Here is a 25,611-nt window from a genome sequence, read left to right on the forward strand (position 1 = left end):
GCCCGACCGCGTGGCGTGATCCCTTACTTGCGGATCAGGCTGCGCAGCACGTACTGCATGATGCCGCCGTTGCGGTAGTAGTCCGCCTCACCGGGGGTGTCGATGCGGACGACCGCGTCGAACTCGACACCGGTGTCGGTGGTGACCTTGACCGTGCGCGGCGTGGTGCCCTCGTTCAGCTCGGTGACGCCGGTGAAGGAGAAGGTCTCCTCGCCGGTCAGGCCGAGGGACTCGGCGGTCTGGCCCTCCGGGAACTGCAGCGGGAGCACGCCCATGCCGATGAGGTTCGAGCGGTGGATGCGCTCGTACGACTCGGCGATGACGGCCTTGACGCCGAGGAGCGCGGTGCCCTTGGCCGCCCAGTCGCGGGACGAGCCGGAGCCGTACTCCTTGCCGGCCAGGACGACCAGCGGGATGCCCTGCTCGATGTAGTTGCGCGAGGCGTCGTAGATGAAGGAGACCGGGCCGTCCGCCTGCGTGAAGTCACGCGTGTAGCCGCCCTCGGTGCCCGGCGCGATCTGGTTGCGCAGGCGGATGTTGGCGAACGTGCCGCGGATCATGACCTCGTGGTTGCCGCGGCGCGAGCCGTAGCTGTTGAAGTCGCGGCGCTCCACGCCGTGCTCCGTGAGGTACTGGCCCGCCGGGGTGTCGGCCTTGATGGCGCCGGCCGGGGAGATGTGGTCGGTGGTGACCGAGTCGCCCAGCTTGGCGAGCACCCGGGCGCCGGCGATGTCCTCGACCGGGGCCGGGTCCATCGTCATGCCCTCGAAGTACGGGGGCTTGCGGACGTACGTCGACTCCGCGTCCCACTCGAAGGTGTTGCCGGTCGGGATCGGCAGCGACTGCCACTGCGCGTCGCCCGCGAAGACGTCCTGGTAGGACGTGGCGAACATGTCCTGGCCGATCGCGGAGGCGACGACCTCGTTGACCTCCTGCTCGGACGGCCAGATGTCCTGGAGGTAGACCGGCTTGCCCTCGGTGTCGGTGCCGATGGGGTCCTTGGTGATGTCCACCTTCATGGAGCCGGCGATGGCGTAGGCGACGACCAGCGGCGGGGACGCCAGGTAGTTCATCTTGACGTCGGGGTTGATCCGGCCCTCGAAGTTGCGGTTGCCGGAGAGCACCGAGGTGACGGCCAGGTCGCGCTCGTTGATGGCCCGCGAGACCTCCTCGTCGAGCGGACCGGAGTTGCCGATGCAGGTGGTGCAGCCGTAGCCGACGAGGTTGAAGCCCATCTTGTCGAGGTACGGCGTGAGGCCCGCCCGGTCGAAGTAGTCCGTGACGACCTTGGAGCCCGGGGCCAGGGTGGTCTTGACCCACGGCTTGCGGGTCAGGCCCTTCTCCACGGCCTTCTTGGCGACCAGGGCGGCGCCGACCATGACGTACGGGTTCGAGGTGTTGGTGCAGGAGGTGATGGCGGCGACGGTGACGGCGCCGTGGTCCAGGTCGTACTCCGTGCCGTCGGGGGCGGTGACGGTCACCGGGTTGGACGGGCCGGGGCCGGGGATCACGGCGGAGTGCCGCGGGGCGCCCGCGCCGTTCTCCGTGTGGCCGTAGGCCGGGGCGTCGCTGGCCGGGAAGGACTCGTCGGACGCCTCGTCCACCGGCGACTCCGCGCCGCCCTCGGCCGACTCCGCGGCCTGGACGTAGTTGCGCACGTCGGCGTTGAACTGCTCGGCGGCCTGGGCGAGGACGATGCGGTCCTGCGGGCGCTTGGGGCCGGCGATGGACGGCACGACGGTGGACAGGTCCAACTCGAGCTTCTCGGAGAAGTCCGGCTCGGCGTGCGGGTCCAGCCAGAGGCCCTGCTGCTTGGCGTACGCCTCGACCAGGGCGACCTGCTGGTCGCTGCGGCCGGTCAGGCGCAGGTAGTTGAGGGTCTCGTCGTCGATCGGGAAGATCGCGGCCGTGGAGCCGAACTCCGGCGACATGTTGCCGATGGTGGCGCGGTTGGCGAGGCTCGTCGCGGCGACGCCCTCGCCGTAGAACTCGACGAACTTGCCGACGACGCCGTGCTTGCGCAGCATCTCGGTGATGGTCAGCACCAGGTCGGTGGCGGTGGTGCCGGTGGGCAGCTCGCCGGTGAGCTTGAAGCCGACGACGCGCGGGATCAGCATGGAGACCGGCTGGCCGAGCATGGCGGCCTCGGCCTCGATGCCGCCGACGCCCCAGCCGAGGACGCCGAGGCCGTTGACCATGGTGGTGTGCGAGTCGGTGCCGACCAGGGTGTCGGGGTAGGCCTTGCCGTCGCGGACCATGACGACACGGGCCAGGTGCTCGATGTTCACCTGGTGGACGATGCCGGTGCCCGGCGGGACGACCTTGAACTCGTCGAAGGCGGTCTGGCCCCAGCGCAGGAACTGGTAGCGCTCCTTGTTGCGGCCGTACTCCAGCTCGACGTTCTGCTTGAAGGCTTCGTGGGTGCCGAACTTGTCGGCGATGACGGAGTGGTCGATGACCAGCTCGGCGGGGGCCAGCGGGTTGATCTTGGCGGGGTCGCCGCCCAGCTCCTTCACGGCCTCGCGCATGGTCGCGAGGTCCACGACACACGGGACGCCGGTGAAGTCCTGCATGATCACGCGGGCCGGCGTGAACTGGATCTCCTGCGACGGCTGGGCCTGGGAGTCCCAGTCGCCGAGGGCACGGATGTGGTCGGCGGTGATGTTCGCGCCGTCCTCGGTGCGCAGCAGGTTCTCCAGCAGGACCTTCAGGCTGTAAGGCAGTCGGGCCGAGCCCTCGACCTTGTCAAGCCGGAAGATCTCGTACGACTCGTCGCCCACCTGCAGCGTGCTGCGGGCGTCGAAGCTGTTCGCCGACACGACAGTCTCCTTCATTGATGTGCGCGTACCACCACGATCCTGCCGCCACGGCATCTCGGCCAATCCGCTAAGGTAAGCCTTAGTTAGGTAAGCCTTACCAAGGTGACGGCTGCGGTGCGCCTTGGCAGATATCTCGATGTCGAGATAACTCTAGTACATGGGCGCCGGATGGTCATGCCCGGCCTCGCGCGGACGCCGCGCCGCCCCGCGTGAGCGCGCGCACACCCGCACCGCCGCCGCCGCTCGGCGGATCGGTGCCGGGCTCCCGGCCCGGGCGTTCTCGCGCACACCGCAAGGGAGTTGTGCCATGAGCAGGCCGAACGGGGGTATGCGGGCTGAGCCGGAGCAGCCCGGCACCACCTGAAATCGCCCGCTATGTACGACTTCAGAACGGAGACACCCATGCCGCTCACGTTCCGCAAGAGCTTCCGGATCCTTCCGGGGGTGCGCCTGAACATCAACAAGCGGTCCTGGTCCATCACGACCGGCGGGAAGAACGGGCCGAAGCACACGCACAGCAGCACCGGACGTCGTACGACATCGATGGATCTGCCGGGACCTTTCGGATGGCGCAGCACCCATTCCGCCAAGCGCCACTGACGGTGCCTCATCGCGGCGCCTCACCCGTCTGGCCCCCCACAAGAGGTGCCATCTCATATCTGAGATAACCTCAGCCTCATGGCAGACGACTACCTCATACGTATCGGCAAGCTCATCCGTGACGCCCGGCAACACCGGGGCTGGACACAGGCGCAGCTCGCCGAGGCACTGGGCACCAGCCAGAGCGCCGTCAACCGCATCGAGCGCGGCAATCAGAACATCAGCCTTGAGATGATCGCCCGGATAGGCGAGGCTCTCGACAGCGAGATCGTGTCGCTGGGCTACGCGGGCCCGATGCATCTGCGCGTGGTCGGCGGCCGGCGGCTGGCCGGCGCCATCGACGTGAAGACGAGCAAGAACGCGTGCGTGGCACTGCTGTGCGCCTCCCTGCTGAACAGGGGGCGCACGGTGCTGCGCCGGGTGGCCCGGATCGAGGAGGTGTACCGCCTCCTGGAGGTGCTCGGCTCGATAGGCGTCCGCGCCCGCTGGATCAACGACGGCACCGACCTGGAGATCGTGCCGCCGGCCGAGCTCGACATGGCCGCCATCGACGCCGAGGCCGCCGTCCGCACGCGGTCCATCATCATGTTCCTCGGACCGCTGCTGCACCGCATGGACCGCTTCATGCTGCCGTACGCGGGCGGTTGCGACCTGGGGACGCGGACCATCGAGCCGCACATGATCGCGCTGCGCCGGTTCGGACTGGACGTGGCGGCCACCGAGGGCCAGTACCACGCCGTGGTGGACCGCTCCGTCCGCCCGGACCGGCCGATCGTGCTGACCGAGCGCGGCGACACCGTGACCGAGAACGCGCTGCTCGCGGCCGCCCGCCACGACGGGGTCACCGTCATCCGCAACGCGTCCTCCAACTACATGGTCCAGGACCTCTGCTTCTTCCTGGAGGCGCTCGGCGTCCGCGTCGAGGGCATCGGCACCACCACGCTCACCGTGCACGGCGTGCCGACCATAGACGTCGACGTGGACTACTCCCCCTCCGAGGACCCGGTGGAGGCGATGAGCCTGCTGGCCGCCGCCGTCGTCACCGAGTCGGAGCTGACGGTGCGCCGGGTGCCGATCGAGTTCCTGGAGATCGAGCTGGCGGTCCTGGAGGAGATGGGCCTCGACCACGACCGCAGCCCGGAGTACGTCGCCGACAACGGCCGCACCCGGCTGGTGGACCTCACCGTGCGGCCCTCCAAGCTGGAGGCGCCGATCGACAAGATCCACCCGATGCCGTTCCCCGGCCTGAACATCGACAACGTGCCCTTCTTCGCGGCCATCGCGGCCGTCGCGCAGGGCAAGACGCTGATCCACGACTGGGTCTACGACAACCGCGCCATCTACCTGACGGACCTCAACCGCCTGGGCGGGCGTCTGCAGTTGCTCGACCCGCACCGCGTCCTGGTCGAGGGCCCCACCCGCTGGCGCGCCGCCGAGATGATGTGCCCCCCGGCCCTGCGCCCCGCCGTGGTCGTCCTGCTGGCGATGATGGCGGCGGAGGGCACGTCGGTCCTGCGCAACGTGTACGTCATCAACCGCGGCTACGAGGACCTGGCCGAGCGCCTGAACTCGATCGGGGCGCAGATCGAGATCTTCCGGGACATCTGAGGGGCGGGGCCGAGGGAGAACGCGGCGACGCGCTGTGCCCGGCCTGGGCAGGGGGCACAGCGCGTCGTGATGCCGGTGGGGCGAACCCCGTTCCGGCGGGAGATCAGCCCCAGATGTCGTACTGCTGGAACCCGGTGCCGACCGAGATCCTGGTGGCGAAGATGGAGCTGGACGCCTGGCCGGTGCCCTTGTACAGGTAGAGCGTGCCGCCCTTGGTGCGGGCCAGGAAGTCGGCCTTGCCGTCGCCGGTGATGTCGCCCACGGCGTCGAAGGCGTTGTAGTCGCTGGTCCAGGTGCGGACGTGGAGCCGGGTGGAGAACGCCCCGGAGCCGGCGGTGCCGGTGCCCCGGTAGAGGTAGACGTAGCCGGTGCTCTTGTTGCGGGCGATCAGGTCGGCCCGGCCGTCGCCGTTGAAGTCGCCGTGCCCGCGCAGGGAGTTGTACTGGCCCCAGCCGGAGCCGACCTTGACGCGCGTGGCGAAGGAGCCGTTGCCCTTGCCCGGGTAGATCCACAGGTAGCCCGCGGAGTCGACCGACAGCAGGTCGGGCAGGTAGTCGCCGGTGACGTCGCCGGGGGCGACGGTGAACTTGCGGGTGCTCCAGTCGCTGAAGATCTGCTTCGTGCCCCAGCTCTGGGTGGCCGGGATGTAGTGCAGCCAGAAGACCGCCCCGTCGCTGCTGCGGCGCAGCACGAAGTCCTGGTAGCCGTCCCGGTCCAGGTCCGTCTGCAGGATCGTGTTGTAGCCCTTGAAGCTGCCCCAGGACTGCCGGGTGGCGAAGGAGCTGCCGGTGGAGTCCTTCTCGTAGCCCGTGTACGTGGAGCTGTTGCGCACGAACAGGTCGGCCTTGTGGTCACCGCTGAGGTTGGTGTCGTCGATGCGCGGGTAGGCCGCGCCGACGTACGTCCGCACCTTGGTGAAGACGCTGTACGCGCCCTTGGCCACGCAGTCCTGCACACCCCAGGAGACGATGCCGACGATGCGGCCGCCCACGATCAGCGGGCCGCCGGAGTCGCCGTTGCAGGCCGAGGTGGTCCCCGCGTCGCTGCCGGTCGCCTGCTGGCCGGCGCAGACCATGTGGCCCTTGATGAAGTCGGTGCCGTAGTAGCCCGCGCACGTGGTGTCGGACTGGATGGGCAGCGTCGCCGTCTTCAGGGTCTGCGAGATGTCGTTGCTGGTGGAGCTGGTGCGGCCCCAGCCGTAGAGCTTGGCGCTCGTCCCGGCCGCGTACGACGCCGTGTCGGTCGACGTCGCCATGCGGACCGGCGTGGCGCTGATCGGGTTCGGCAGCGTCAGGACGGCGATGTCGTTGTCGATGGTCGTCGCGCTGTACGACGGGTGGTTCCACTGCCGCCAGACGCCGGAGACGGTGCCGCCGTGCAGGTCGGTGTTGCCGGAGCTGTCGGTGGTGGGCAGCTGGTCGGTGCCCGTGAGGACGGCGCCGCTCGCGTGCCAGTCGTAGCCCTTGACGCAGTGGGCGGCGGTGAGGATCTTCGTGGGCGCCACGACGGTGCCGCCGCAGAAGAAGCCGACGTCGTCACCGGTGTCGCTGGTGCCCTTGTCGTCGTAGTACCACAGCTGGGCCATCCACGGCGCCGAGGTGATGCTCGTCGTGGTGCCGCCGATGATCATCGGGCTGGTCGTCGAGGTGGACGAGGACCCGGAGGAGGTCGAGGACGTGGACGACGTGCCCGATCCGCCCGACTTCGTCTCCTTGGTCTTCGACGCCTTCTTGAAGTCCTTGTCGGTGGCCAGCGCGCCCGAGATACGGTCCGTCAGCTCGGTGAGCGAGGCGGAGCTGGTGCTCGGCTTGACGGTGGGCGAGGCCGAGGCCGTGGCGGCGCCCGCGGAGGCGGTGAGCAGCGCGGCGGTGACGGCCACGGCGGCGCCCGCGGCGGCGACGGGCAGGACGATGCGTATCCGGCGTCTGTGACGGCCTCTGCCGGACAGGGGTGTGGTCAAGGAAGTCCCCCCATGAGACGTGACCTGGAAGGGCGCAGAGTGCGCCCTCCCTGTCTGCGCCAAAGGATCGTCCCTTGTTACTCAGGTGACAGGGGGCGGCCTGCGGGACGGCGCTTCGCGCCCTCCGGCTCCCGGTCGCTGACCGGGATCCGGAGCCGGTAGGGGCGGGTTCGAAGGGCTGCCGGCCGTCGCCGCCCGCGGCCCGGGCCAGGTGGTGTGACGGAGGTGGGTTCCTCCGCGTTCTCCGGGGCAGCAGCGTCCTCTGGGGCGCGGTGTGACGTCTGACCGGGTCTGTGCGCTTGATCAGATACCGCCCCAGAAGGGTGGTGCGTACACGGAACTGACGTGGGGTGGGCTGTGGGTCGCCGGAGTAGGCGTGTGTGGCGGGGAGCGGGACTGACGGGAAGCGTGTGGCTGACCGGCGGGGTCGTCCTGGCGGGAGGGGCGGGGGCCGCCACGTACGCCGTCGCGTCTCCGGTGGCTCCGACGCAGGCGGCGCCCGTGGGCAAACCCGCGGTGCGGGCCGGGGAGTCGAAGGGGCGGGGCACGGGGACCGCCACCGTCCCGCCGGGGCGGGGCGGACAGACGGCGCCTGCCCCGCCGGGGCGCAGCGCGGAGGCCGTGCCTGCCGCGCCGGGGCGGGCTCGCCCGCACCGCGCACTGCCCACCTCCGACTACAACCGCGACGGCGTCCCCGACCTCGCCGCCGGTACTCCGCGGGCCGGCTCGGTGACGGTGGTCCCGGGCGGCGTGGACGGCCCGGCGGCAAGCTCCGCGAGGACGCTCACCCAGAACAGCCCGGGCGTCCCCGGTTCCGGCGAGCCCGGTGACGGCTTCGGCGCCGCCACCGCCTGGGGCGACGTGAACGGCGACGGCTACGCCGACCTCGCGATCGGCGCCCCCGGCAAGGACGGCACGGGCGGCCGCGCCGACCGCGGCGCGGTCACCGTGCTGTACGGCCCGGGGCTCGACAGCGGCTTCTCGTACAGCACCTCGGGGGCGGTCGCGGCGGCCGGGGCGGGGCTCGGCTCGGCGGTCACGGTCGGCGACTTCGACGGCGACGGCAGGGCCGACGTGTTCTCGGCCGGCACCGGCCACGGCGGCAGCTGGAACGTCCGCCTGACCGGCGGCGCCACCACCTCCGGCACGCTCACCACCGCCACCGGCCCGGTCGCTCATCCGGACGCGGTGAGCGGCGACTTCGACCGGGACGGCTACGCCGACGTCGCCCTCACCTACCTCGACGCGGACGGCGTCGGGCGCATCGTCCGGTTCGCGGGCTCGGCCACCGGCCTGACCGAGGCGGGCGCTCTCGCCGTCAGGGGCGGCCGGTCGCTCGCCGCCGGTGACATCAGCGGCGACGGCTACGACGACGTCGTCGTCGGCCAGCCCTACGCCTCCGAGTCCGGCGGTGCGCCCGGCGGCCAGGTCTCCGTGCTCCTCGGCACCGCGCACGGCCTCACCACGGCCGGCCTGAAGGTCGTCCGCCAGGACGGTGTCGGTGTGGCCGGAGCCGACCGGCCGGGCGACGCCTTCGGCGCCTCGGTCGCCGTCGGCGACTTCGACGCCGACGGCCACGCGGACGCGCTCGTCGGCGCGCCCGGAGAGGCCTTCACCCGCGACGGGGTCCGCCGCGCCGGCGCCGGACAGGCCACCCTCCTGCGGGGCACCGCGACCGGTCTGACGGTCTCGGGCTCGTTCACCCTGTGCCAGGACACCCCCGGCGTCCTGGACTCCACCGAGAAGGGCGACGGGCTGGGCTCCGCCGTGGCCCTCGCGGACCTGTCCGGCACCGGACGCGCCGGCCTCGTCCTGGGCGCGGAGGGCGAGGACGCGGGCGACGGGCTGCTCCTGTACGTCCCCGTGGACCGCGCCGGTTTCGGTCTCGCCCGGACCGTCGCCCTGCGCCCGACCGCGCTGGGGACGCCCGCCGGCGCCCGTCTCGGGGAGACGCTGGCACCGTGACAGCCCGTCGGGCGACGCCCGGCGCGGGATCGGTCCGCCCCTCGGCGCGGGGAGCGGACCGCTCCAGGGGTCAGTCGCCCGTCAGCGTCACGTCCTCCCGGCTCACCGCGTGGAAGCCGGGCAGCAGAAGCAGGCCGTTCGCGGCGAGTTCGGTGACGGTCGCCTCGACGCGGGCGGGGCCGGCCCGGAGCGCCTCGGCGGAGGGCAGTCCGGTGTTCACCCAGCGGTGCTCGGCGCCGTCGCACACGGCGCGGGTGCCGCCGATGCCCTGCCGGGTGGTGGAGGAGCCCTGGCTGACGGAGGAGCTGACGAAGGCGACGCCCGTGGCTCCGGTGCAGCGGTAGGTGCCGGAAAGCATGACGGTGCCGTCCGCCGCCAGGCGGCCCACCGGGTCGACGGTGACGCTCTCGGACGGGTCCGCGGTCGCGGGCACGGCGGGCGCGGCGAGCAGCAGCGCGGCGGCGACCGCGCCGAGGGCGCCGAGGCAGGGACGGCGTACGGGCATGGAAGGACCTCCCGGAGGTGAGTGGAACGGAGGCTTCCACTGGTACCCGGTGCCCACGCCGACGGCCGTGATCCTCACCCCTTCGGTGGCGCGTCCGCCCCGGTCACGCTCCGAACGTCGGTGAACGGTCCGTGCCGTGTCCGCGTGTTGTCACGCTTCGCGGCGGCCCGTTCCGCCGGGTCCGGGACGGGCGCATGGTCGGAGGTACGGGCGGTCGTACCGGCCGTCCGGACGATCTGGAGGTGCGCCATGTGTTCCCACCGGTTCTCGTGCCCCGCCGCCGACTCCGGCGCCCCGCACACCGTCGCCGCCCACCCCGAGCAGGGCTGGAGCCTGCGGTGCGACGGCGCGATCGTCTTCGACGACACCGGTGAGCTGCTGCCGGACGGCCGGGTGGTCGCGCCGCACCGGGGGCCCGGCGGGCAGCTCGCCATGGCCGCCTGACCCGCCCGGCCGCCGGCGCCGGTCACTTCCCCGTCCGCGCGACGAACTCCCGCAGTACGGAGGCGAGTCGTTCCGGCCGGTCCTCGGCGATCAGCGTCCGGCTGTCCTCGATCTCCACCAGTCGCCCCTGCGGGAGGAGTTCGGCGAGGCGGCGGCCGTGGGCGCGGGGCATCATCAGGTCCTCGGTGGCCCAGACGACGAGTGCGGGCTTGTCGAACTTCCGCAGTCCCTCGGCGGCTTCGAGCAGTTCGGTCCGGCGGATGTGCGTGTTGTAGTGGCGGAAGTCGCGCCGGATCGCCGGGTCGGTGCGCAGCGGGCGCAGCCAGCCGTCGACGATCTCGTCGGGGACGGGACGCTTGGTCAGGGCGCCGATGCCGACGGGCAGGCGGCGCAGAGGCCCGAGACCCAGGACGCGGACCAGGAGCGGCAGGGCCCCGGGCACCCGGCAGGCCGCGCCGATCATCTTCCCCGGCAGGCCGGGCGGATAGTTGTCGAAGGCCTCGCAGGACACGAGGACGAGCCGGGCGAGCCGCTCGGGGTGCCGGACCGCCACCGTCTGGGCGCGGCCGCAGTCGCTCTCCACGAGGGTCACGTCCGTCAGGTCGAGCCGGTCGAGGAACTCGGCGATCAGCTCGACGACGAGGTCGGGGGTGGGCGGGCGGTCCAGGGGCCTGCGGTGGGCGCCGTAGGGCAGGGTGGGGGCGACCACCCGGTGGCCGGCGCGCAGACCGGCGGTGACCTCGCGCCACACGGTGGAGTCGTGGACCAGTCCGTGCAGGAGGACCACGACCGGGCCGTCGCCGCCCGTGTCCTCGTACTCGACGGTCCCCGCGGAAAGCCGTATCTCGGGCATGACGGCATGTTAGACCCCGGGGTTCGTACGCCGGACCCCCTTTGTCCGCCCGCCCCGGAGGGTCAGGGCAGCACCGCGAAGCCGTCGAGTTCCACCATCGCCCGCTCGTCCCACAGGCGCACGACCTCCACGACGGCCATGGCGGGATACTCGCGGCCCGCCAGGTCGCGCCAGATCGCGCCCAGTTCGGGGGCGTGCGCGCGGTAGGCGGCGACGTCGGTGGCGTAGACGGTGACGCGGGCCAGGTCGGCGGGGGTGCCGCCCGCCGAACGCAGCGCGGTGAGGAGGTTGGCGAGGGCCCGCCGGAACTGCTCCGGCAGCGTCTCGCCGGTGATCTTGCCGTCGGTGTCGAGGGCGGTCTGGCCGGCCAGGAACACCAGGCGGGATCCCGCGGCGACGACGGCGTGCGAGAAGCCGGTGGGCGGGGACAGCTCGGGCGGGTTCACACGTTCGGCGGTCACTGGCCGTCCTCCGGGGTCGCGTACAGCTCCTTGGCGATGATGCCGCGCTGCACCTCGCTCGCGCCTTCGTAGATGCGGGGCGCGCGCACCTCGCGGTAGAGGTGTTCGAGCAGGTGGCCGCGGCGCAGGGCGCGCGCGCCGTGCAGTTGGACGGCGGCGTCGACGACGTACTGCGCGGTCTCGGTGGCGAGCAGTTTGGCCATAGCGGCGCGCCGGGGGACGTCCGGGTCGCCGTCGTCGTACGCCGTCGCCGCCGCGTAGACCATGAGGCGGGCGGCCTCGGTGCGCAGCGCCATCTCGGCGACCTGGTGGGCCACGGCCTGAAGGTCCTTCAGGCGGCCGCCGAAGGCGTCCCGTCCGGCGGTGTGGGCGACGGTCGCGTCCAGCGCCGCCTGGGCCATGCCGACCGCGAAGGCGCCGACGCTGGGGCGGAAGAGGTTGAGGGTGCCCATCGCGACCCGGAAGCCTCGGTCGGTCTCGCCGAGCACGTCGTCCGCCGTGACGGGGACGCCGTCGAAGCGGAGGGCTCCGATGGGGTGCGGGGAGAGCATCTCCAGGGCGCTGCCGGTCAGGCCGGGGCGGTCGGCGGGGACCAGGAAGGCGGTCACGCCGCGGGAGCCGGCGCCGGGCGTGGTGCGGGCGAAGACGGTATAGAGGTCGGCCTCGGGGGCGTTGGAGATCCAGCACTTCTCGCCGGTGAGCCGCCAGCGGGAGGCGCCGTCCGGCCGGGCGGCGAGGGAGAGCGCCGCCGCGTCCGAGCCCGCCTCCGGCTCGCTCAGCGCGAACGCCGCCACCGCGCTGCCCTCGCTCACCCGGGGCAGCCACCTCTCCCGCTGGGCGGGGGTGCCGTGGGCGTGGACCGGGTGGGCGCCGAGGCCCTGGAGGGCGAGGGCGGTCTCGGCCTCGGTGCAGGCGCGGGCGAGGGACTCCCGCATCAGGCACAGGTCCAGGGCGCCGGAGGTGAACAGGCGCTCCAGCAGCCCGAGCCGGCCGAGTTCGGCGACGAGCGGGCGGTTGAGGCGTCCGGGTTCGCCCTTCTCGGCGAGCGGGCGCAGCCGGTCTCGGGCCAGGGCGCGCAACTCGGCGCACCAGGCGGTTCGTTCCGGTCCGAGCGCGAAGGCGGGCATGGCCGGTCCTCTCTCCCCGAATCTCCCCGAAGGCCCCGCGCGGTGCCCGTGAGCGGTTCACGGGCGCCCGGCGGGGACGCGGCTCCCCCGACGTTATCGCGCACCATTGACTGTCGTCACCAACACGATACGCTCCGGGTGCGAGCCCACCACGACGCCCGCCAGGGCGGCCCACCACGGCAAGGGGGCGAACCGCCATGGACCCCAGCAGGGACGGCACCGGCCCGACGACCTCGGCCCACGTCGACACCTTCGCGCGCGACCACCTCCCGCCCCCCGACCAGTGGCCCGAGCTCCACTTCGACCTGCCGGAGCTGCGCTACCCCGCCCGGCTGAACTGCGCCGCCGAGCTGATGGACCACGCCGATCCGGGACGCCCGGCGTTCCACTTCGCCTCCGGGGAGAGCTGGACCTACGGCGAGCTGCGCACCCGCGTCGACCGGATCGCGCACCTCCTCACCGGCGACCTCGGCGTGGTCCCCGGCAACCGCGTCCTGCTGCGCGGGCCCACCGGCCCGTGGCTGGCCGCCTGCTGGCTGGCCGTGCTGAAAGCGGGCGCGGTGGCCGTCACCGTCCTGGCGCAGCAGCGGGCGCACGAGCTGAGCACGATGTGCGAGATCGCCCGGATCAGGCACGCGCTGTGCGACGTCCGGGCCGTGGACGACCTCGCCAAGGCGGAGGTGCCGGGGCTCGCGATCACGACGTTCGGCGGGGACGCCCCGGACGACCTGCTGAACCGCCCGGCGCCCGAGGAGCCGTATCCGGCGGTGGACACCGCGGCCGACGACGTGGCCCTGATCGCCTTCACCTCGGGCACCACCGGCCGGCCCAAGGGCTGCATGCACTTCCACCGGGACGTGCTGGCCATCGCGGACACCTTCGGGCGGCATGTGCTGCGGGCCCGTCCCGACGACGTCTTCGCCGGCAGTCCCCCGCTGGGCTTCACCTTCGGCCTCGGCGGGCTGGTGGTCTTCCCGATGCGGGCCGGCGCCAGCACCGTGCTGCTCGAACAGGCCGGCGCCCGGCAGCTGCTGCCCGCGATCACGCGGCACCGGATCTCGGTGCTGTTCACCGCGCCGACGGCGTACCGCGCGATGCTCGACGAGCTCGACGCCCACGACGTCTCCTCGCTCCGGCGCTGCGTCTCGGCCGGCGAGAACCTGCCCGCGGCCACCTGGCACGCCTGGCACGAGCGCACCGGGATGCGCATCGTCAACGGCATAGGCGCCACCGAGCTGCTGCACATCTTCATCTCCGCCGCCGACGAGGACATCCGCCCGGGCACCACCGGTGTGCCGGTGCCGGGGTGGCGCGCGCGGGTGCAGGACGAGCACGGGGTCGTGCTGCCCGACGGGCAGCCCGGTCTGCTCGCCGTGCAGGGCCCCGTCGGCTGCCGCTACCTCGCCGATCCGCGGCAGCACGACTACGTGCGCGGCGGCTGGAACATCACCGGCGACAGCTACGTCCGCGAGCCCGACGGCTACTTCCGCTACGTCGCCCGCGCGGACGACATGATCATCTCCTCGGGCTACAACATCGCCGGGCCCGAGGTCGAGGACGCGCTGCTGCGCCACCCCGACGTGCTGGAGGCGGCCGTCGTCGGGCGGCCCGACGAGGCGCGCGGCCAGATCGTGGTGGCCTACACCGTCCTCAAGGAGGGCGCCGCGCCGGACGCGGAGGCGCTGCGCACGTATCTCAAGTCGGCGCTGGCGCCGTACAAGTGCCCGCGCGAGATCGTCTTCATGGACGCGCTGCCGCGCACGGCCACCGGCAAGCTCCAGCGGTTCCGGCTGCGTACCGAGGGCGGCCCGGTGACACCGACGACCTAACATGATCAACGTGTCCGAGCAGCACGTACAGCACGCCCCGAGGTCCCTCATCGTCACGTTCTACGGCGCCTACGGCCGCTTCGCCCCGGGGCCGGTGCCCGTCGCGGAGCTGATCCGGCTGCTGGCCGCGGTCGGGGTGGACGCGCCTTCCGTGCGCTCCTCGGTGTCGCGGCTGAAGCGGCGCGGGCTGCTGGCGCCCGCCCGTACGGCGCAGGGCGCGGCCGGATATGAACTGTCCGCCGAGGCAAAGCAGTTGCTCGACGACGGCGACCGCCGGATCTACACCGCGGCGCCGCACGGGGACGAGGGCTGGGTGCTCGCCGTCTTCTCCGTGCCGGAGTCGGAGCGGCAGAAGCGGCACGTGCTGCGCTCCCGGCTGGCCGGGCTCGGCTTCGGCACGGCGGCGCCCGGCGTGTGGATCGCCCCGGCAGGGCTGTACGAGGAGACCCGGCACACCCTCCGGCGGCTGCGCCTGGACCCGTACGTGGACTTCTTCCGCGGCGAGCACCTGGGCTACACGCCGACCGCCGAGGCGGTGGCGCGCTGGTGGGACCTGCCCGCGATCGCCGCGCAGCACGAGGCGTTCCTCGACTCCCACGCGCGCGTGCTGCGCGCCTGGGAGAAGCGCCCCGACACCCCGCCCGAGGACGCCTACCGGGACTACCTGCTCGCCCTGGACTCCTGGCGCCATCTGCCCTACGCCGACCCCGGCCTGCCCGCGCGCCTGCTGCCCGCGGACTGGCCGGGCGCACGCTCGGCGGCCGTCTTCCGCGGGCTGCACGAGCGGCTGCGGGACGCGGGGGCGGAGTTCGTGGGGCCGGCGTCCGTGGGGGTGTGAGGGGCCTTCTCCGCGGGGCGAGGGGCCTGCCGCCCGCTCAGAAGCGGCGCAGCCGGGCCGCCACGCCGTGCCCGACCGCCAGGTAGATCACCGCGGGCAGGCCGTAGTTCAGGACCACCCGGAGGCTCTCCGTGTCCATCGTGAAGATGTCCTGCGACCACCAGGCCAGCGCGTCGGCGACGTCCCGGACGAACCGCACGAACACGTTCCCCTGGTTGGCCCCGAAGAGGTACAGGACGATCCACAGCGCCAGGAACGCCGCCGCGACGTCGCCGATCGTGTGGACGACCAGCGCGGTGCGGCGGGTGCCCGAGCCGTCCTCACGGCGCTGCCGGGGGGCGCCGGCCGACCGGTAGGCGGGCTGGTAGGCGGGCTCCGCGTACTGCGGTTCCGGGGCCGCGGGCGGGCCGTAGCCGTATCCGGGGGGCTCGGGGAAGGGCCTGATGTCGCTCATCGCAGTCTCGGTCTCTTTTCGGTCATTCACATCGACCAACCGAACCTAGCCAGCCCACCCTGAACGGGCGGTTCAGGAACCGTGCGGATCGCGTGGAAGGCATGTGACCGGAACCGTGCGTTCCGTCAGCCTCACCCGCCGAGTGTCAGCCGGGGCTTGGGGGCGTCCAGGCGGCCGGTCTGCGGCCGGCGGCTGCCCGCCCGGTAGGGAGCGGGCCAGAGGGCGCCGGGGCCGTCGTAGCCCTGCTCGGCGGCGGCGTGCAGGGTCCAGTGCGGGTCGTAGAGGTGAGGGCGGGCCAGCGCGCACAGGTCGGTACGCCCGGCCAGGATCAGGGAGTTGACGTCGTCCCAGGAGGAGATCGCGCCGACCGCGATCACCGGGACGCCGGTCTCGTGCCGGATGCGGTCGGCGAACGGCGTCTGGTAGGAGCGCCCGAACTCGGGCCGTTCGCCGGAGACGACCTGCCCGGTCGACACGTCGATCGCGTCGGCGCCGTGCGCGGCGAAGGCACGGGCGATCGCGACGGCGTCGTCGGCGGTCGTCCCGCCCTGCGCCCAGTCGGTCGCGGAGATGCGCACGGTCATGGGCCGCTCCCCCGGCCACACCTCCCGGACGGCGTCGAAGACCTCCAGCGGGAAGCGCAGCCGCTTCTCCGGCGAGCCGCCGTAGGCGTCGGTGCGGTGGTTGGTCAGCGGGGAGAGGAAGCCGGAGAGCAGATAGCCGTGCGCGCAGTGCAGTTCGAGCAGGTCGAAACCGGCGCGGTCGGCCCGCCGGGCGGCGGCGGTGAACTGCTCGCGGATGTCCGTGAGCTGGGCCCGGGACAGGGCGCGCGGGATCTGGCTCTTCGGCGTGTACGGCAGGGCGGAGGCGGCCACCAGCGGCCAGTTGCCGTCCTCCAGCGGCTCGTCCATGCCCTCCCACATCAGCCGGGTCGAGCCCTTGCGCCCGCTGTGGCCGAGCTGCACGCCGACCGCGGTGCCCGGGACCTGCCGGTGCACGAAGTCGGTGATCCGCCGCCAGGCCCCGGCCTGCTCGGCGGTCCACAGGCCGGCGCAGCCCGGGGTGATCCGGCCCTCCGGGCTCACGCACACCATCTCGGTCATCACCAGCCCGGCGCCGCCGAGCGCCCGGGCGCCCAGGTGGACGAGGTGGAAGTCGCCGGGCACGCCGTCCACCGCCGAGTACATGTCCATGGGCGAGACGACGACCCGGTTGCGCAGGGTCAGCCCGCGCAGCCGGAAGGGGGTGAACATGGGGGGCGTGCCGGGCGGGCAGCCGAACTCGCGCTCCACGGAGGTGGTGAAGCGGGCGTCGCGCAGCCGCAGGTTGTCGTGGGTGACCCGGCGGCTGCGGGTGAGCAGGTTGAAGGCGAACTGGCGGGACGGCTGGTCCAGGTACAGCGCGAGGTTCTCGAACCACTCCAGGCTGGCGCGGGCGGCCCGCTGGGTGGAGGCGACGACCGGCCTGCGCTCCTCCTCGTACGCGGCCAGCGCCCGCTCCGGGGAGTCCTGTTCCTGGAGGCACGCGGCGAGGGCGAGGGCGTCCTCGACGGCGAGCTTGGTGCCGGAGCCGATGGAGAAGTGGGCGGTGTGGGCGGCGTCGCCGAGGAGGACCACGTTGCCGTGCGACCAGCGTTCGTTGACCACCGTGCGGAAGGTGGTCCAGGCGGAGTTGTTGGAGCGCAGCGGGCGTCCGCCGAGCGCGTCGGCGAAGATCTTGGCGCAGCGCTCGATCGACTCCCGCTCGTCGGTCTCCTCGAACCCGGCCGCCCGCCAGACCTCCTCGCGCATCTCGACGATGACCGTCGAGGAGCCGGATTGATCCTGCGGCCCGCAGGGTCTCGTTGAGGGGTGGTGGTCGGGCGACGGGCGGGAGTAGGGGTAGCCGTGGAGCTGCATCACGCCGTGCTCGGTCTCGGCGATCTCGAAGCGGAAGGCGTCGAAGGCGAAGTCGGCGGCCAGCCAGATGTACCGGCAGCGGTGGGAGGTCACCCGGGGGCGGAACGCGTGCGCGAGGGCCTCGCGGGTGGCGCTGTGCACGCCGTCGGCGGCGACCACCAGGTCGTACGCCTTCGCGAGCCGGGCCGGGGGCGGCGCCTGGGTGGAGAAGCGCAGCTCGACGCCGAGGGAGCGGCAGCGCTCGTGCAGGATCGCCAGCAGCCGCCGCCTGCCGAGCGCGGCGAAGCCGTGCCCGCCGGAGGTGTGCCGGGTCCCCCGGTGCACCACGTCGATGTCGTCCCAGCGGACGAACTCCTCGCACAGCGCCTGGTACACCACCGGGTCGGCGTGCTCGATGCCGCCGAGCGTCTCGTCGGAGAGCACCACGCCGAAGCCGAAGGTGTCGTCGGGGGCGTTGCGCTCCCAGACGGTGACCTCGCGGGCCGGGTCGAGGCGCTTGAGCAGCGCCGCCGCGTACAGACCCCCCGGACCGCCGCCGATGACCGCGACCCTCACCGCCGGGTCACCTCCCCCGCCACTTGGGCGGCCGCTTCTCGGTGAAGGCGGCGTGGAACTCGGCGTAGTCCTCGCCGTTCATCAGCAGCGCCTGGGTGGCGGCGTCCATCTCGACCGCGGCGGACAGCGGCATGTCCAGTTCGGCGGTGAGGAGGGCCTTGGTCTGGGCGAGGGCGAGGGCCGGGCCGTCGGCCAGGCGGCGGGCCAGCGCCTGGGCGGCCTCGTCGGCGCGTCCCTCCTCGGTCAGCTCGCTGATCAGGCCGATCCGCTCGGCCTCCGGGGCCCGCACCGGCTCGCCCAGCATCAGCAGCCGGGTGGCGTGGCCCAGCCCCACCACCCGGGGCAGCAGATAGGCCGCGCCCATGTCGCCGCCGGACAGGCCGACGCGGGTGAAGAGGAAGGCGAAGCGGGCCGAGGGGTCCGCGACCCGGAAGTCGGCGGCCAGCGCCAGCACGGCTCCCGCCCCGGCGGCGACCCCGTGGAGCGCCGCGACGACCGGGAAGGGGCACTCCCGCAGGGCGCGCACGACCTGCCCGGTCATCCGGTTGAAGTCGAGGAGGCCGGCCGTGTCCAGGGACAGGGTCGCGCCGATGATCTCGTCCACGTCGCCGCCGGAGCAGAAGCCGCGCCCCTCGCCGGCCAGCACCAGGGCGCGGACGGTCCGCTCGCGGGACAGCTCGGCGAGCAGGTCGCGCAGGTCGGCGTAGGCGCCGAAGGTGAGCGCGTTGAGCTTCTCGGGGCGGGCGAGGGTGACCGTGGCGACGCCGTCGGTGATGCCGACGCGCAGATGGCGCCACGGGGAGGTGCGGCCGGCGGAGCCGGTGAAGGGACTCATGTGGTGCGGCCTCCTCGGGGGACGGGCTCGCTGCGCTCGTCCTCCGAAGTTATCACCCATCCGTGACTGTCGTCACGAGTGCGCGATACCACTGTCGTGATGTGGCCGGGACCGCTGCTTCGTCACGGGACGTCGACAGCGCCGTAACGACCGGAGCCGTCGTGGGAGGGGGCCCCTTCACCCGGGTAAGCCGTCCGGTGCCGGGGTCGCGGACCCCGGACGGGGCCGCCCGGAGGCTTCGGCACCGGGCGCCGTACCATTCCTGAGGTTGAAAGCAGGACAGCCTGATGGTGATCACTGGGACGCCCTGCGCCACGAACGGACCCACGTTGCACGAACCCTCCTCCGCCTCCGCCTCCTGGCGCGTCGCGCTGCCGCACACGGTCGCCGCCGTGCCCGTGGCCCGTGCCCTGGTCCGTACGGCGCTGGCCGAGCTGGAGCACCCGGCGGACCACGACACCGCGGAGCTGCTGACGGCGGAACTGGTGGCGAACGCGGTGGAGCACACCGCGGGCCGGGGCCCGATCGAGCTGGTGGTGGAGCTGCTGCCGAACGGCTGCCACGTCGAGGTGCACGACCCGGACCCGGCGCCGCCCGGCGGCCTCGGCCGTCCCGGTCTGACGGCGCCGGACCCCTGGCAGGAGCACGGGCGCGGTCTGCTGCTGATCCGCGCCCTGAGCTCCGCCTGCGGACACCGCCCCACCTCGTCGGGCAAGGCGGTGTGGTTCAGACTGCCCGCGCCGCCGTCCCGGCTGCGTCCGGCGTGACCTCCGCACCGTCCGCGGCCGGGCCGGCGAGGCGGGAGTGCCGGCGGCCGTAGCCGACGTACACCAGCAGTCCGGCCGCGAGGAACGCGGCGAACTGGAGCCAGGTCGTCCAGCCGGTCTCGTACATCAGGTACAGGCAGAAGGCGACGCCGAGCAGCGGGACCACGGGGTAGAGCGGCACCCGGAAGCTGCGGGTCAGGCCGGGCTCGCGGCGGCGCAGGGCGATCACGGCGATGTTGACGACCGCCATGACGGCGAGCGTGCCGATGGTGCACAGGTTGACCACCGCGTCCAGGGAGGCGAAGGCCGCCGGAAGCGCGAAGACGAGCGCGACGATCAGGGTGCCGGCGACGGGCGTGGCGGTGCGCGGCGAGACCTTCTCGAAGACGCGCGGGACGAGCCCGTCCCGGGACATCGACATCAGGATGCGGGTCTGGCCGTACATCACGGCCAGCACCACGGAGGCGATGGCGACGACCGCGCCGAAGGCGATCACGCCGCCGCCGACTCCGGAGCCGGTGACCACGTCGACGACGTAGGAGAGCGCGGCGGGCCGGCCGCCGACCTGGTCGCCGCCGACGGCGCCGATCGCGGCGAGCGCGACGGCGCAGTACAGCAGGGTGACGACGCCCATGCAGACCATGATCGCCACGGGGACGTCGCGGCGCGGGTTCTTCGCCTCCTCGCCGGCCGTGGTGATCGCGTCGAAGCCGATGTACGAGAAGAAGGCGGCGGTGGTGCCCGCGCCGATGCCGCCGAGGCCGGCCGGGGAGAACGGGGTGAGGTTGCCGTCCTTGAAGGCGCTGTAGCCGACGGCGCAGAACGCGGCGAGGATCGCGAGCTTGAGGACCGCCATCGCGGCCGTGGCGCGGGCGCTCTCGCGCACCCCTCGCACGAGCAGCACGGAGGCCATCGCGATCACGATCACGGCCGGGAGGTTCACGATCCCGCCGTCGCCGGGGCCCGCGGAGAGCGCGGCGGGCAGTTGCAGGCCGGTGAGGCCGTGCAGCAGTTCGTTGACGTACTGGCTCCAGCCGACGGCGACCGCCGAGATGGAGACGCCGTACTCCAGCAGCAGGCACCAGCCGACCAGGAAGGCGGTGCCCTCGCCGAGTCCGGCGTAGGCGAAGGAGTACGACGATCCGGAGACCGGGATCGCGCCGCCCAGCTCGGCGAAGGAGAACGCGGTGAACACGCAGGTGATCGCGGCGAGGACGAAGGACACGACGACGGCCGGGCCGGCTTGGGCGACCGAGTCGGACAGGCCGACGAAGATGCCGGTGCCGACGATCGCGCCGACGCCGAAGCAGATCAGCTGGAAGAGGCCCATCGTGCGCTGGAGGCCGTGGCCTTCCCGGTCGGCGCCGGATTCGGCCACCAGGAGGGCGGGGGACTTGATACGGGGAGCGGGCATGGGGGGTGGTGCTCGTTTCTGGTGGTGCGGGTGCGACGGGGTTGGCGCCGCACGGCGACCGCGGAAGGGGTGGCTCCGGGGTCGCCGGTCAGGATACGGGCTGATCCGGCAGGTCAGGCCAGGGTGGCGACGAGGACGGCCTTGATGGTGTGCAGCCGGTTCTCCGCCTCGTCGAAGACGACCGAGTGGGCCGACTCGAAGACCTCGTCGGTGACCTCCAGGGAGTCCAGGCCGTGGCGCTCGTGGATGTCCCGGCCGACCTTGGTGCCGAGGTCGTGGAAGGCGGGCAGGCAGTGCAGGAACTTCACGTCCGGGTTGCCGGTGGCGCGCAGCACGTCCATGGTCACGGCGTACGGCGCGAGGGCCCCGATGCGTTCGTCCCAGACCTCCTGCGGCTCGCCCATGGAGACCCAGACGTCGGTGGCGACGAAGTCCGCGCCCGCCACGCCCTCGGCGACGTCCTCGGTGAGGGTGACGCGGGCGCCACTGGAGACGGCCAGCTCGCGGGCGCGGTCGACGACGTCCGGGGCGGGCCAGTACGACTTCGGGGCCGCGATGCGCACGTCCATGCCGAGCAGGGCGCCGGTGACCAGGTAGGAGTTGCCCATGTTGAAGCGGGCGTCGCCGAGGTAGGCGAGGGTGGTCTCCCGCAGCGGCTTGGCGCTGTGCTCGGTCATGGTGAGCACGTCGGCGAGCATCTGGGTGGGGTGCCAGTCGTCGGTCAGCCCGTTGTAGACGGGCACTCCGGCGTGCGCGGCGAGCTCCTCCACGGCGGCCTGGCTGTCGCCCCGGTACTCGATCGCGTCGAACATCCGGCCGAGGACCCGGGCGGTGTCCTTCACCGACTCCTTGTGCCCGAGCTGCGACCCCGACGGGTCGAGGTACGTCGTCGAGGCGCCCTGGTCGGCGGCGGCGACCTCGAACGCGCAGCGGGTGCGCGTCGAGGTCTTCGCGAAGATCAGCGCGATGTTCCTGCCGCGCAGGTACGCGGTCTCGGTCCCCGCCTTCTTGGCGGCCTTCAGTTCCGCGGCCAGCTCGACCAGGCCGCGGAACTCGTCCTCGGTGAAGTCGAGCTCCTTGAGGAAGTGGCGGCCGGCGAGGGCGGTCGGGACAGTCGCCATGGGGGGCGCTCCAACGGTTCAGGAACAGGGACCATGGAATTCTATACGACTCACAGAATTTATATACACCCGCCCCATCGGCCGCACGGTCTCCCGCCGTCCGCCTCGCCCCCGCCGGCCGCCTCGCCGACGGCGGCCCCTAGGCTCCCACGGCGTCGCGCTGCACCGGGCAGCTCATGCAGCGCGGGCCGCCCCTCCCCCGGCCCAGCTCGCTGCCCGGGATCTCTATCACCTCGATGCCCTGCTTGCGCAGGTGCGTGTTGGTGGTGGAGTTGCGCTCGTAGGCGACGACGACACCGGGCTCGACGGCGAGGACGTTGCAGCCGTCGTCCCACTGCTCGCGCTCGGCCGCGTGCACGTCCTGGGTCGCGGTCAGGACCCGGATCTCGCTCAGGCCGAGCGCGGCCGCGATCGCCCGGTGCATGTGCTCCGGCGGATGGTCGGTGACCTTGAGTTCCTTGTCGCCGGAGCCCGGCTCGATGGTGTACGAGCGCAGCATGCCGAGCCCGGCGTACTTGGTGAAGGTGTCGCCGTCGACCATGGTCATGACGGTGTCGAGGTGCATGAAGGCCCGCCGCTTGGGCATGTCGAGCGCGACGATCGTGCGGGCCGAGCCGGCCGCGAACAGCTTGTGCGCGAGCATCTCGACGGCCTGCGGCGTGGTCCGCTCGCTCATCCCGATGAGCACCGCGCCGTTGCCGATCACGAGCACGTCCCCGCCCTCGATGGTGGAGGGGTAGTCGGCCTGCCCCTCGGACCACACATGGAACGTTTCGTCACGGAAGAGGGGGTGGTGCCGGTAGATCGCCTCGAAGTGCACGGTCTCGCGCTGCCGGGCGGGCCAGCGCATCGCGTTGATGGAGACCCCGTCGTAGATCCAGGCGGAGGTGTCGCGGGTGAAGAGGTGGTTGGGCAGCGGGCCCAGCAGGAAGTCGTCGAGGTCCATGGCGTGGAAGCGCACGGACGTCGGCTCCATGTGGGCGTGCAGGAATTCCCGCTTGGTCATGCCGCCGACGAGGGCCTCGGCCAGTTCCGGCGCGGGCAGGGTCTCGAACGTGGCCCGGAGGTGGTCGGTGGCGAGCGGGCCGTACTCCTTCTCGTCGAAGACCCGGTCGAGGACCAGTGACCGGGCCGCCGGGATCGCCAGCGCCTCGGTCAGCAGGTCGCCGAAGAGGTGCACGGCGACCCCGCGGTCGCGCAGCACGTCGGCGAACCCGTCGTGCTCGGTGCGCGCGCGGCGCACCCAGAGCACGTCGTCGAAGAGAAGGGCGTCCTTGTTGCTGGGGGTGAGCCTTTTGAGCTCGAGATCCGGCCGGTGCAGGATGACGCGGCGCAGCCGCCCGGCCTCGGAGTCGACATGGAGTGCCATGCCTCCATCCTGACCATCGGGACCCGGCTTCACCCCCTGCTCGCCCGTATCCGCACCGGTCAGTTTTCGTCCCCTTGACGACAAGTGCGGCCTCCGATTATCGTCATTACGACGAAAACCGAGGAGGGGGCCACATGGCCGACATCACCCGGCGCCTGGGCCTGCGCCACCTGCGCGGCGCGCCCACGGCGCACATCCGGCACCACCAGGCGGGCCGGCTCGTCCACGACGGCCCCGGGCTCAGCTTCTGGTTCCGCCCGCTGGCCGCGGCCCTCTCCGAGGTGCCGGTCGACGACCGCGAGCTGGCGATGACCTTCCACGCCCGCACCGCCGACTTCCAGGACGTGACGGTGCAGGCGACGGTCACCTACCGCGTCGGCGACCCGGCCGTCGCCGCCGCCCGCCTCGACTTCTCCGTCGACCCGGACACCGGGATCTGGCGCGGCGCGCCCCTGGAGCAGCTGGCCACGCTGCTCACCGAGACCGCCCAGGAGCACGCGCTGGCCGTCCTGGCCCGTACGCCGCTGTCGGCCGCGCTGACCGACGGGGTGACCGCGGTGCGCGAGCGGGTCGCGGCGGGGCTGGCCGCGGAGCCCCGGCTGCCCGCCACCGGCATCGAGGTGGTCGCCGTCCGGGTGGTGGCGCTGCGCCCGGAACCCGAGGTCGAGCGCGCCCTGCGCACCCCCGCCCGCGAGCAGATCCAGCAGGAGGCCGACCGGGCGACGTACGAACGGCGGGCGGTGGCCGTGGAGCGGGAGCGGGCGATCGCCGAGAACGAACTGGCGAGCAGGATCGAACTGGCCCGGCGCGAGGAGCGGCTGGTCGAGCAGCGGGGCACGAACGCCCGCCGCGAGGCGGAGGAGCAGGCGGCGGCCGACGCGGTCCGGGCCGGCGCGGAGGCGGCCCGGACGGTACGGCTGGCCGAGGCCGAGGCGGCGCGCACCGGACGGCTCGCCGAGGCGGAGGCCGCGCGCACCGAGCGGCTGGCCGAGGCGGAGGCCGCGCGGGCGGTCCGCATGGCCCGGGCCGAGGCCGAGGGGGCGCGCGCGGTCGGCGAGGCCCGCGCCGAGGCACAGGCCGCCTGGCTGCGGGTGCACGGGGAGGCCGGGGTGGACGGCGTGACGACCCTGCACGCGCTCACCGGCACCCGGCTGGCCGAGAACCTGCCGCGCATCGACAGCGTCACCGTGTCGCCGGACGTGCTGACCGGACTGCTCGCCCGGCTCGGCACCGGGGAGCGGGCGTGAGCCTGGCCCCCCGGGCGGTGATCGTCCACCGCACCACGGAGTACGAGGAGCTGGTGGCCCACCACGGCACGCACGGCCAGGCCGCCTTCTTCCTCTCCTCCCGGGGGCGGTCCGTCGAGGAGGTCTCCGCACGGCACCGCCGCACGCAACAGGCGCTGGCGGAGGTGGCCGCCGGCATCCCGCTCACCTGGCGGCAGACCCGGGTGGAACGGGCCGACCTGGACCGCTTCCTGTTCGCCCCGGAGGACGTGGTCGTCGTGGTCGGGCAGGACGGGCTGGTGGCGAACGCCGCCAAGTACCTGGCGGGGCAGCCCGTCCTCGGCGTGGACACGGACCCCGGCCGCAATCCCGGCGTGCTCGTACGGCACCGGCCCGGTGACGTGGCGGCCCTGCTGCCGGCCGCGCTCGCCGGGGGCGCGGACGTCGAGGAGCTCACCATGGTCGAGGCCGTCGCCGACGACACCCAGCGGCTGGTGGCCCTGAACGAGATCTACCTGGGCGCGGCCGGCCACCAGACCGCCCGCTACCGCCTGGGCCTCGACGGCGACGGGGGTGTCGCCGAGGCCCAGGCCTCCTCGGGGGTGCTGGTGGGCACGGGCACCGGGGCGACCGGCTGGCTGCGCTCGGTGTGGCAGGAGCGGGGCGGGCGGCTGCCCCTGCCCGCGCCCACCGAGGAGCGGCTGCTGTGGTTCGTCCGCGAGGCCTGGCCCTCCCCCGCCACCGGCACCTCGCTGGTGGCGGGGGACCTTCCGGGCCCGCGGCGGCTGAGCCTCACCGTCGAGTCGGAGCGCCTCGTCGTCTTCGGCGACGGGATGGAGGCCGACTCCCTGGAACTGACGTGGGGTCAGTCGGTGCGGGTGGGCGTCTGCGGCCGGCGGCTGCGGCTGGTGGGCTGAGGGCCCGGCCGTCACAGCCTCGGGTCGGGCCGCGCCGGACCACGCC

At 73.0% G+C, this 25,611-nt stretch carries 21 protein-coding genes; 9 read left to right on the forward strand and 12 right to left on the reverse strand.

What is annotated here, in order from left to right:
* Positions 1-23: 23 nt before the first annotated feature.
* Positions 24-2,819 (reverse strand): aconitate hydratase, encoded by a 2,796-nt coding sequence (locus ACIPM1_RS18020; protein ID WP_402435401.1) that lies wholly within the window; start codon positions 2,817-2,819, stop codon positions 24-26.
* 402 nt (positions 2,820-3,221) lie between these two features.
* On the opposite strand from ACIPM1_RS18020, the gene ACIPM1_RS18025 reads away from it, so the two are divergent.
* Entirely contained in the window at positions 3,222-3,419 is a 198-nt protein-coding gene (locus ACIPM1_RS18025) for a DUF4236 domain-containing protein (protein WP_402435404.1), read from the forward strand.
* Positions 3,420-3,497: 78 nt separating this feature from the next.
* Positions 3,498-5,027 carry a helix-turn-helix domain-containing protein gene (locus tag ACIPM1_RS18030; protein WP_402435407.1) on the forward strand — a complete coding sequence of 510 codons (1,530 nt, stop codon included), beginning with the start codon at positions 3,498-3,500 and terminating at the stop codon, positions 5,025-5,027.
* Positions 5,028-5,130: 103 nt separating this feature from the next.
* Here the strand turns inward: ACIPM1_RS18030 and ACIPM1_RS18035 are convergent, their stop codons facing one another.
* Positions 5,131-6,987: a trypsin-like serine protease gene (locus ACIPM1_RS18035; RefSeq protein ID WP_402435409.1), complete on the reverse strand. Its 1,857-nt coding sequence runs from the start codon at positions 6,985-6,987 to the stop codon at positions 5,131-5,133.
* A 621-nt stretch (positions 6,988-7,608) separates the two neighbouring features.
* Between ACIPM1_RS18035 and ACIPM1_RS18040 the strand changes: the two genes are divergently transcribed.
* Positions 7,609-8,952 (forward strand): FG-GAP-like repeat-containing protein, encoded by a 1,344-nt coding sequence (locus ACIPM1_RS18040; RefSeq protein WP_402435412.1) that lies wholly within the window; start codon positions 7,609-7,611, stop codon positions 8,950-8,952.
* 70 nt (positions 8,953-9,022) lie between these two features.
* Here the strand turns inward: ACIPM1_RS18040 and ACIPM1_RS18045 are convergent, their stop codons facing one another.
* Positions 9,023-9,457 carry a DUF6299 family protein gene (locus ACIPM1_RS18045; protein ID WP_402435415.1) on the reverse strand — a complete coding sequence of 145 codons (435 nt, stop codon included), beginning with the start codon at positions 9,455-9,457 and terminating at the stop codon, positions 9,023-9,025.
* Between the two features lie 249 nt (positions 9,458-9,706).
* Between ACIPM1_RS18045 and ACIPM1_RS18050 the strand changes: the two genes are divergently transcribed.
* Positions 9,707-9,901 carry a DUF5999 family protein gene (locus ACIPM1_RS18050; RefSeq protein ID WP_356184182.1) on the forward strand — a complete coding sequence of 65 codons (195 nt, stop codon included), beginning with the start codon at positions 9,707-9,709 and terminating at the stop codon, positions 9,899-9,901.
* 22 nt (positions 9,902-9,923) lie between these two features.
* On the opposite strand, the gene ACIPM1_RS18055 is transcribed toward ACIPM1_RS18050, so the two are convergent.
* The 3 genes from ACIPM1_RS18055 to ACIPM1_RS18065 all read right to left on the reverse strand — a co-directional run bounded on the left by ACIPM1_RS18055 (position 9,924) and on the right by ACIPM1_RS18065 (position 12,342).
* Positions 9,924-10,754, reverse strand: coding sequence for an alpha/beta fold hydrolase (locus ACIPM1_RS18055; RefSeq protein WP_402435418.1), 831 nt, complete (start codon positions 10,752-10,754; stop codon positions 9,924-9,926).
* 62 nt (positions 10,755-10,816) lie between these two features.
* Positions 10,817-11,215, reverse strand: coding sequence for a RidA family protein (locus ACIPM1_RS18060; protein ID WP_402435421.1), 399 nt, complete (start codon positions 11,213-11,215; stop codon positions 10,817-10,819).
* Positions 11,212-12,342: an acyl-CoA dehydrogenase family protein gene (locus ACIPM1_RS18065; RefSeq protein ID WP_402435424.1), complete on the reverse strand. Its 1,131-nt coding sequence runs from the start codon at positions 12,340-12,342 to the stop codon at positions 11,212-11,214. Before ACIPM1_RS18065 ends, ACIPM1_RS18060 begins: the two co-directional genes overlap by 4 nt.
* 197 nt (positions 12,343-12,539) lie before the next feature.
* On the opposite strand from ACIPM1_RS18065, the gene ACIPM1_RS18070 reads away from it, so the two are divergent.
* Positions 12,540-14,171 carry an AMP-binding protein gene (locus ACIPM1_RS18070; RefSeq protein WP_402435426.1) on the forward strand — a complete coding sequence of 544 codons (1,632 nt, stop codon included), beginning with the start codon at positions 12,540-12,542 and terminating at the stop codon, positions 14,169-14,171.
* A gap of 1 nt (position 14,172) precedes the next feature.
* Positions 14,173-15,009 carry a PaaX family transcriptional regulator C-terminal domain-containing protein gene (locus ACIPM1_RS18075; protein WP_402435429.1) on the forward strand — a complete coding sequence of 279 codons (837 nt, stop codon included), beginning with the start codon at positions 14,173-14,175 and terminating at the stop codon, positions 15,007-15,009.
* A 37-nt stretch (positions 15,010-15,046) separates the two neighbouring features.
* Here ACIPM1_RS18075 and ACIPM1_RS18080 read toward each other — a convergent pair whose 3' ends face one another.
* The 3 genes from ACIPM1_RS18080 to ACIPM1_RS18090 form a co-directional block, all read right to left on the reverse strand.
* Entirely contained in the window at positions 15,047-15,463 is a 417-nt protein-coding gene (locus tag ACIPM1_RS18080) for a hypothetical protein (RefSeq protein WP_402435432.1), read from the reverse strand.
* 131 nt (positions 15,464-15,594) lie between these two features.
* Positions 15,595-17,916 carry a bifunctional salicylyl-CoA 5-hydroxylase/oxidoreductase gene (locus ACIPM1_RS18085; RefSeq protein WP_402435435.1) on the reverse strand — a complete coding sequence of 774 codons (2,322 nt, stop codon included), beginning with the start codon at positions 17,914-17,916 and terminating at the stop codon, positions 15,595-15,597.
* A gap of 7 nt (positions 17,917-17,923) precedes the next feature.
* Positions 17,924-18,751 (reverse strand): enoyl-CoA hydratase family protein, encoded by an 828-nt coding sequence (locus tag ACIPM1_RS18090; RefSeq protein ID WP_356184157.1) that lies wholly within the window; start codon positions 18,749-18,751, stop codon positions 17,924-17,926.
* Between the two features lie 287 nt (positions 18,752-19,038).
* On the opposite strand from ACIPM1_RS18090, the gene ACIPM1_RS18095 reads away from it, so the two are divergent.
* Positions 19,039-19,518: an ATP-binding protein gene (locus tag ACIPM1_RS18095; protein WP_402435439.1), complete on the forward strand. Its 480-nt coding sequence runs from the start codon at positions 19,039-19,041 to the stop codon at positions 19,516-19,518.
* On the opposite strand, the gene ACIPM1_RS18100 is transcribed toward ACIPM1_RS18095, so the two are convergent.
* The 3 genes from ACIPM1_RS18100 to ACIPM1_RS18110 form a co-directional block, all read right to left on the reverse strand.
* Positions 19,478-20,932: an amino acid permease gene (locus ACIPM1_RS18100; RefSeq protein WP_402435442.1), complete on the reverse strand. Its 1,455-nt coding sequence runs from the start codon at positions 20,930-20,932 to the stop codon at positions 19,478-19,480. The genes ACIPM1_RS18095 and ACIPM1_RS18100 overlap by 41 nt on opposite strands.
* Positions 20,933-21,045: 113 nt before the next feature.
* Entirely contained in the window at positions 21,046-22,053 is a 1,008-nt protein-coding gene (gene argF / locus ACIPM1_RS18105; RefSeq protein WP_402435445.1) for an ornithine carbamoyltransferase, read from the reverse strand.
* Positions 22,054-22,192: 139 nt separating this feature from the next.
* A complete protein-coding gene (locus ACIPM1_RS18110) occupies positions 22,193-23,422 on the reverse strand; it encodes an arginine deiminase (protein WP_356184146.1) in 1,230 nt (409 codons plus the stop codon).
* A gap of 134 nt (positions 23,423-23,556) precedes the next feature.
* On the opposite strand from ACIPM1_RS18110, the gene ACIPM1_RS18115 reads away from it, so the two are divergent.
* Entirely contained in the window at positions 23,557-24,669 is a 1,113-nt protein-coding gene (locus ACIPM1_RS18115) for an SPFH domain-containing protein (protein WP_356184143.1), read from the forward strand.
* Positions 24,666-25,565 (forward strand): hypothetical protein, encoded by a 900-nt coding sequence (locus tag ACIPM1_RS18120; RefSeq protein ID WP_402435449.1) that lies wholly within the window; start codon positions 24,666-24,668, stop codon positions 25,563-25,565. Before ACIPM1_RS18115 ends, ACIPM1_RS18120 begins: the two co-directional genes overlap by 4 nt.
* The last annotated feature ends 46 nt before the right edge of the window (positions 25,566-25,611 follow it).

The organism is Streptomyces sp. NPDC086766, assembly GCF_044746005.1.
Lineage (GTDB): Bacteria > Actinomycetota > Actinomycetes > Streptomycetales > Streptomycetaceae > Streptomyces.

Bases quoted from the DNA above. Each gene is read 5' to 3' on its own strand.
- ACIPM1_RS18075 (WP_402435429.1), top strand. From the start codon at position 14,173: ATGATCAACGTGTCCGAGCAGCACGTACAGCACGCCCCGAGGTCCCTC.
- ACIPM1_RS18070 (WP_402435426.1), top strand. From the start codon at position 12,540: ATGGACCCCAGCAGGGACGGCACCGGCCCGACGACCTCGGCCCACGTC.
- ACIPM1_RS18065 (WP_402435424.1), bottom strand. From the start codon at position 12,342: ATGCCCGCCTTCGCGCTCGGACCGGAACGAACCGCCTGGTGCGCCGAG.
- ACIPM1_RS18055 (WP_402435418.1), bottom strand. From the start codon at position 10,754: ATGCCCGAGATACGGCTTTCCGCGGGGACCGTCGAGTACGAGGACACG.
- ACIPM1_RS18030 (WP_402435407.1), top strand. From the start codon at position 3,498: ATGGCAGACGACTACCTCATACGTATCGGCAAGCTCATCCGTGACGCC.
- ACIPM1_RS18110 (WP_356184146.1), bottom strand. From the start codon at position 23,422: ATGGCACTCCATGTCGACTCCGAGGCCGGGCGGCTGCGCCGCGTCATC.
- ACIPM1_RS18100 (WP_402435442.1), bottom strand. From the start codon at position 20,932: ATGCCCGCTCCCCGTATCAAGTCCCCCGCCCTCCTGGTGGCCGAATCC.
- ACIPM1_RS18115 (WP_356184143.1), top strand. From the start codon at position 23,557: ATGGCCGACATCACCCGGCGCCTGGGCCTGCGCCACCTGCGCGGCGCG.
- ACIPM1_RS18080 (WP_402435432.1), bottom strand. From the start codon at position 15,463: ATGAGCGACATCAGGCCCTTCCCCGAGCCCCCCGGATACGGCTACGGC.
- ACIPM1_RS18045 (WP_402435415.1), bottom strand. From the start codon at position 9,457: ATGCCCGTACGCCGTCCCTGCCTCGGCGCCCTCGGCGCGGTCGCCGCC.
- ACIPM1_RS18095 (WP_402435439.1), top strand. From the start codon at position 19,039: ATGGTGATCACTGGGACGCCCTGCGCCACGAACGGACCCACGTTGCAC.
- ACIPM1_RS18025 (WP_402435404.1), top strand. From the start codon at position 3,222: ATGCCGCTCACGTTCCGCAAGAGCTTCCGGATCCTTCCGGGGGTGCGC.
- argF (WP_402435445.1), bottom strand. From the start codon at position 22,053: ATGGCGACTGTCCCGACCGCCCTCGCCGGCCGCCACTTCCTCAAGGAG.
- ACIPM1_RS18090 (WP_356184157.1), bottom strand. From the start codon at position 18,751: ATGAGTCCCTTCACCGGCTCCGCCGGCCGCACCTCCCCGTGGCGCCAT.
- ACIPM1_RS18050 (WP_356184182.1), top strand. From the start codon at position 9,707: ATGTGTTCCCACCGGTTCTCGTGCCCCGCCGCCGACTCCGGCGCCCCG.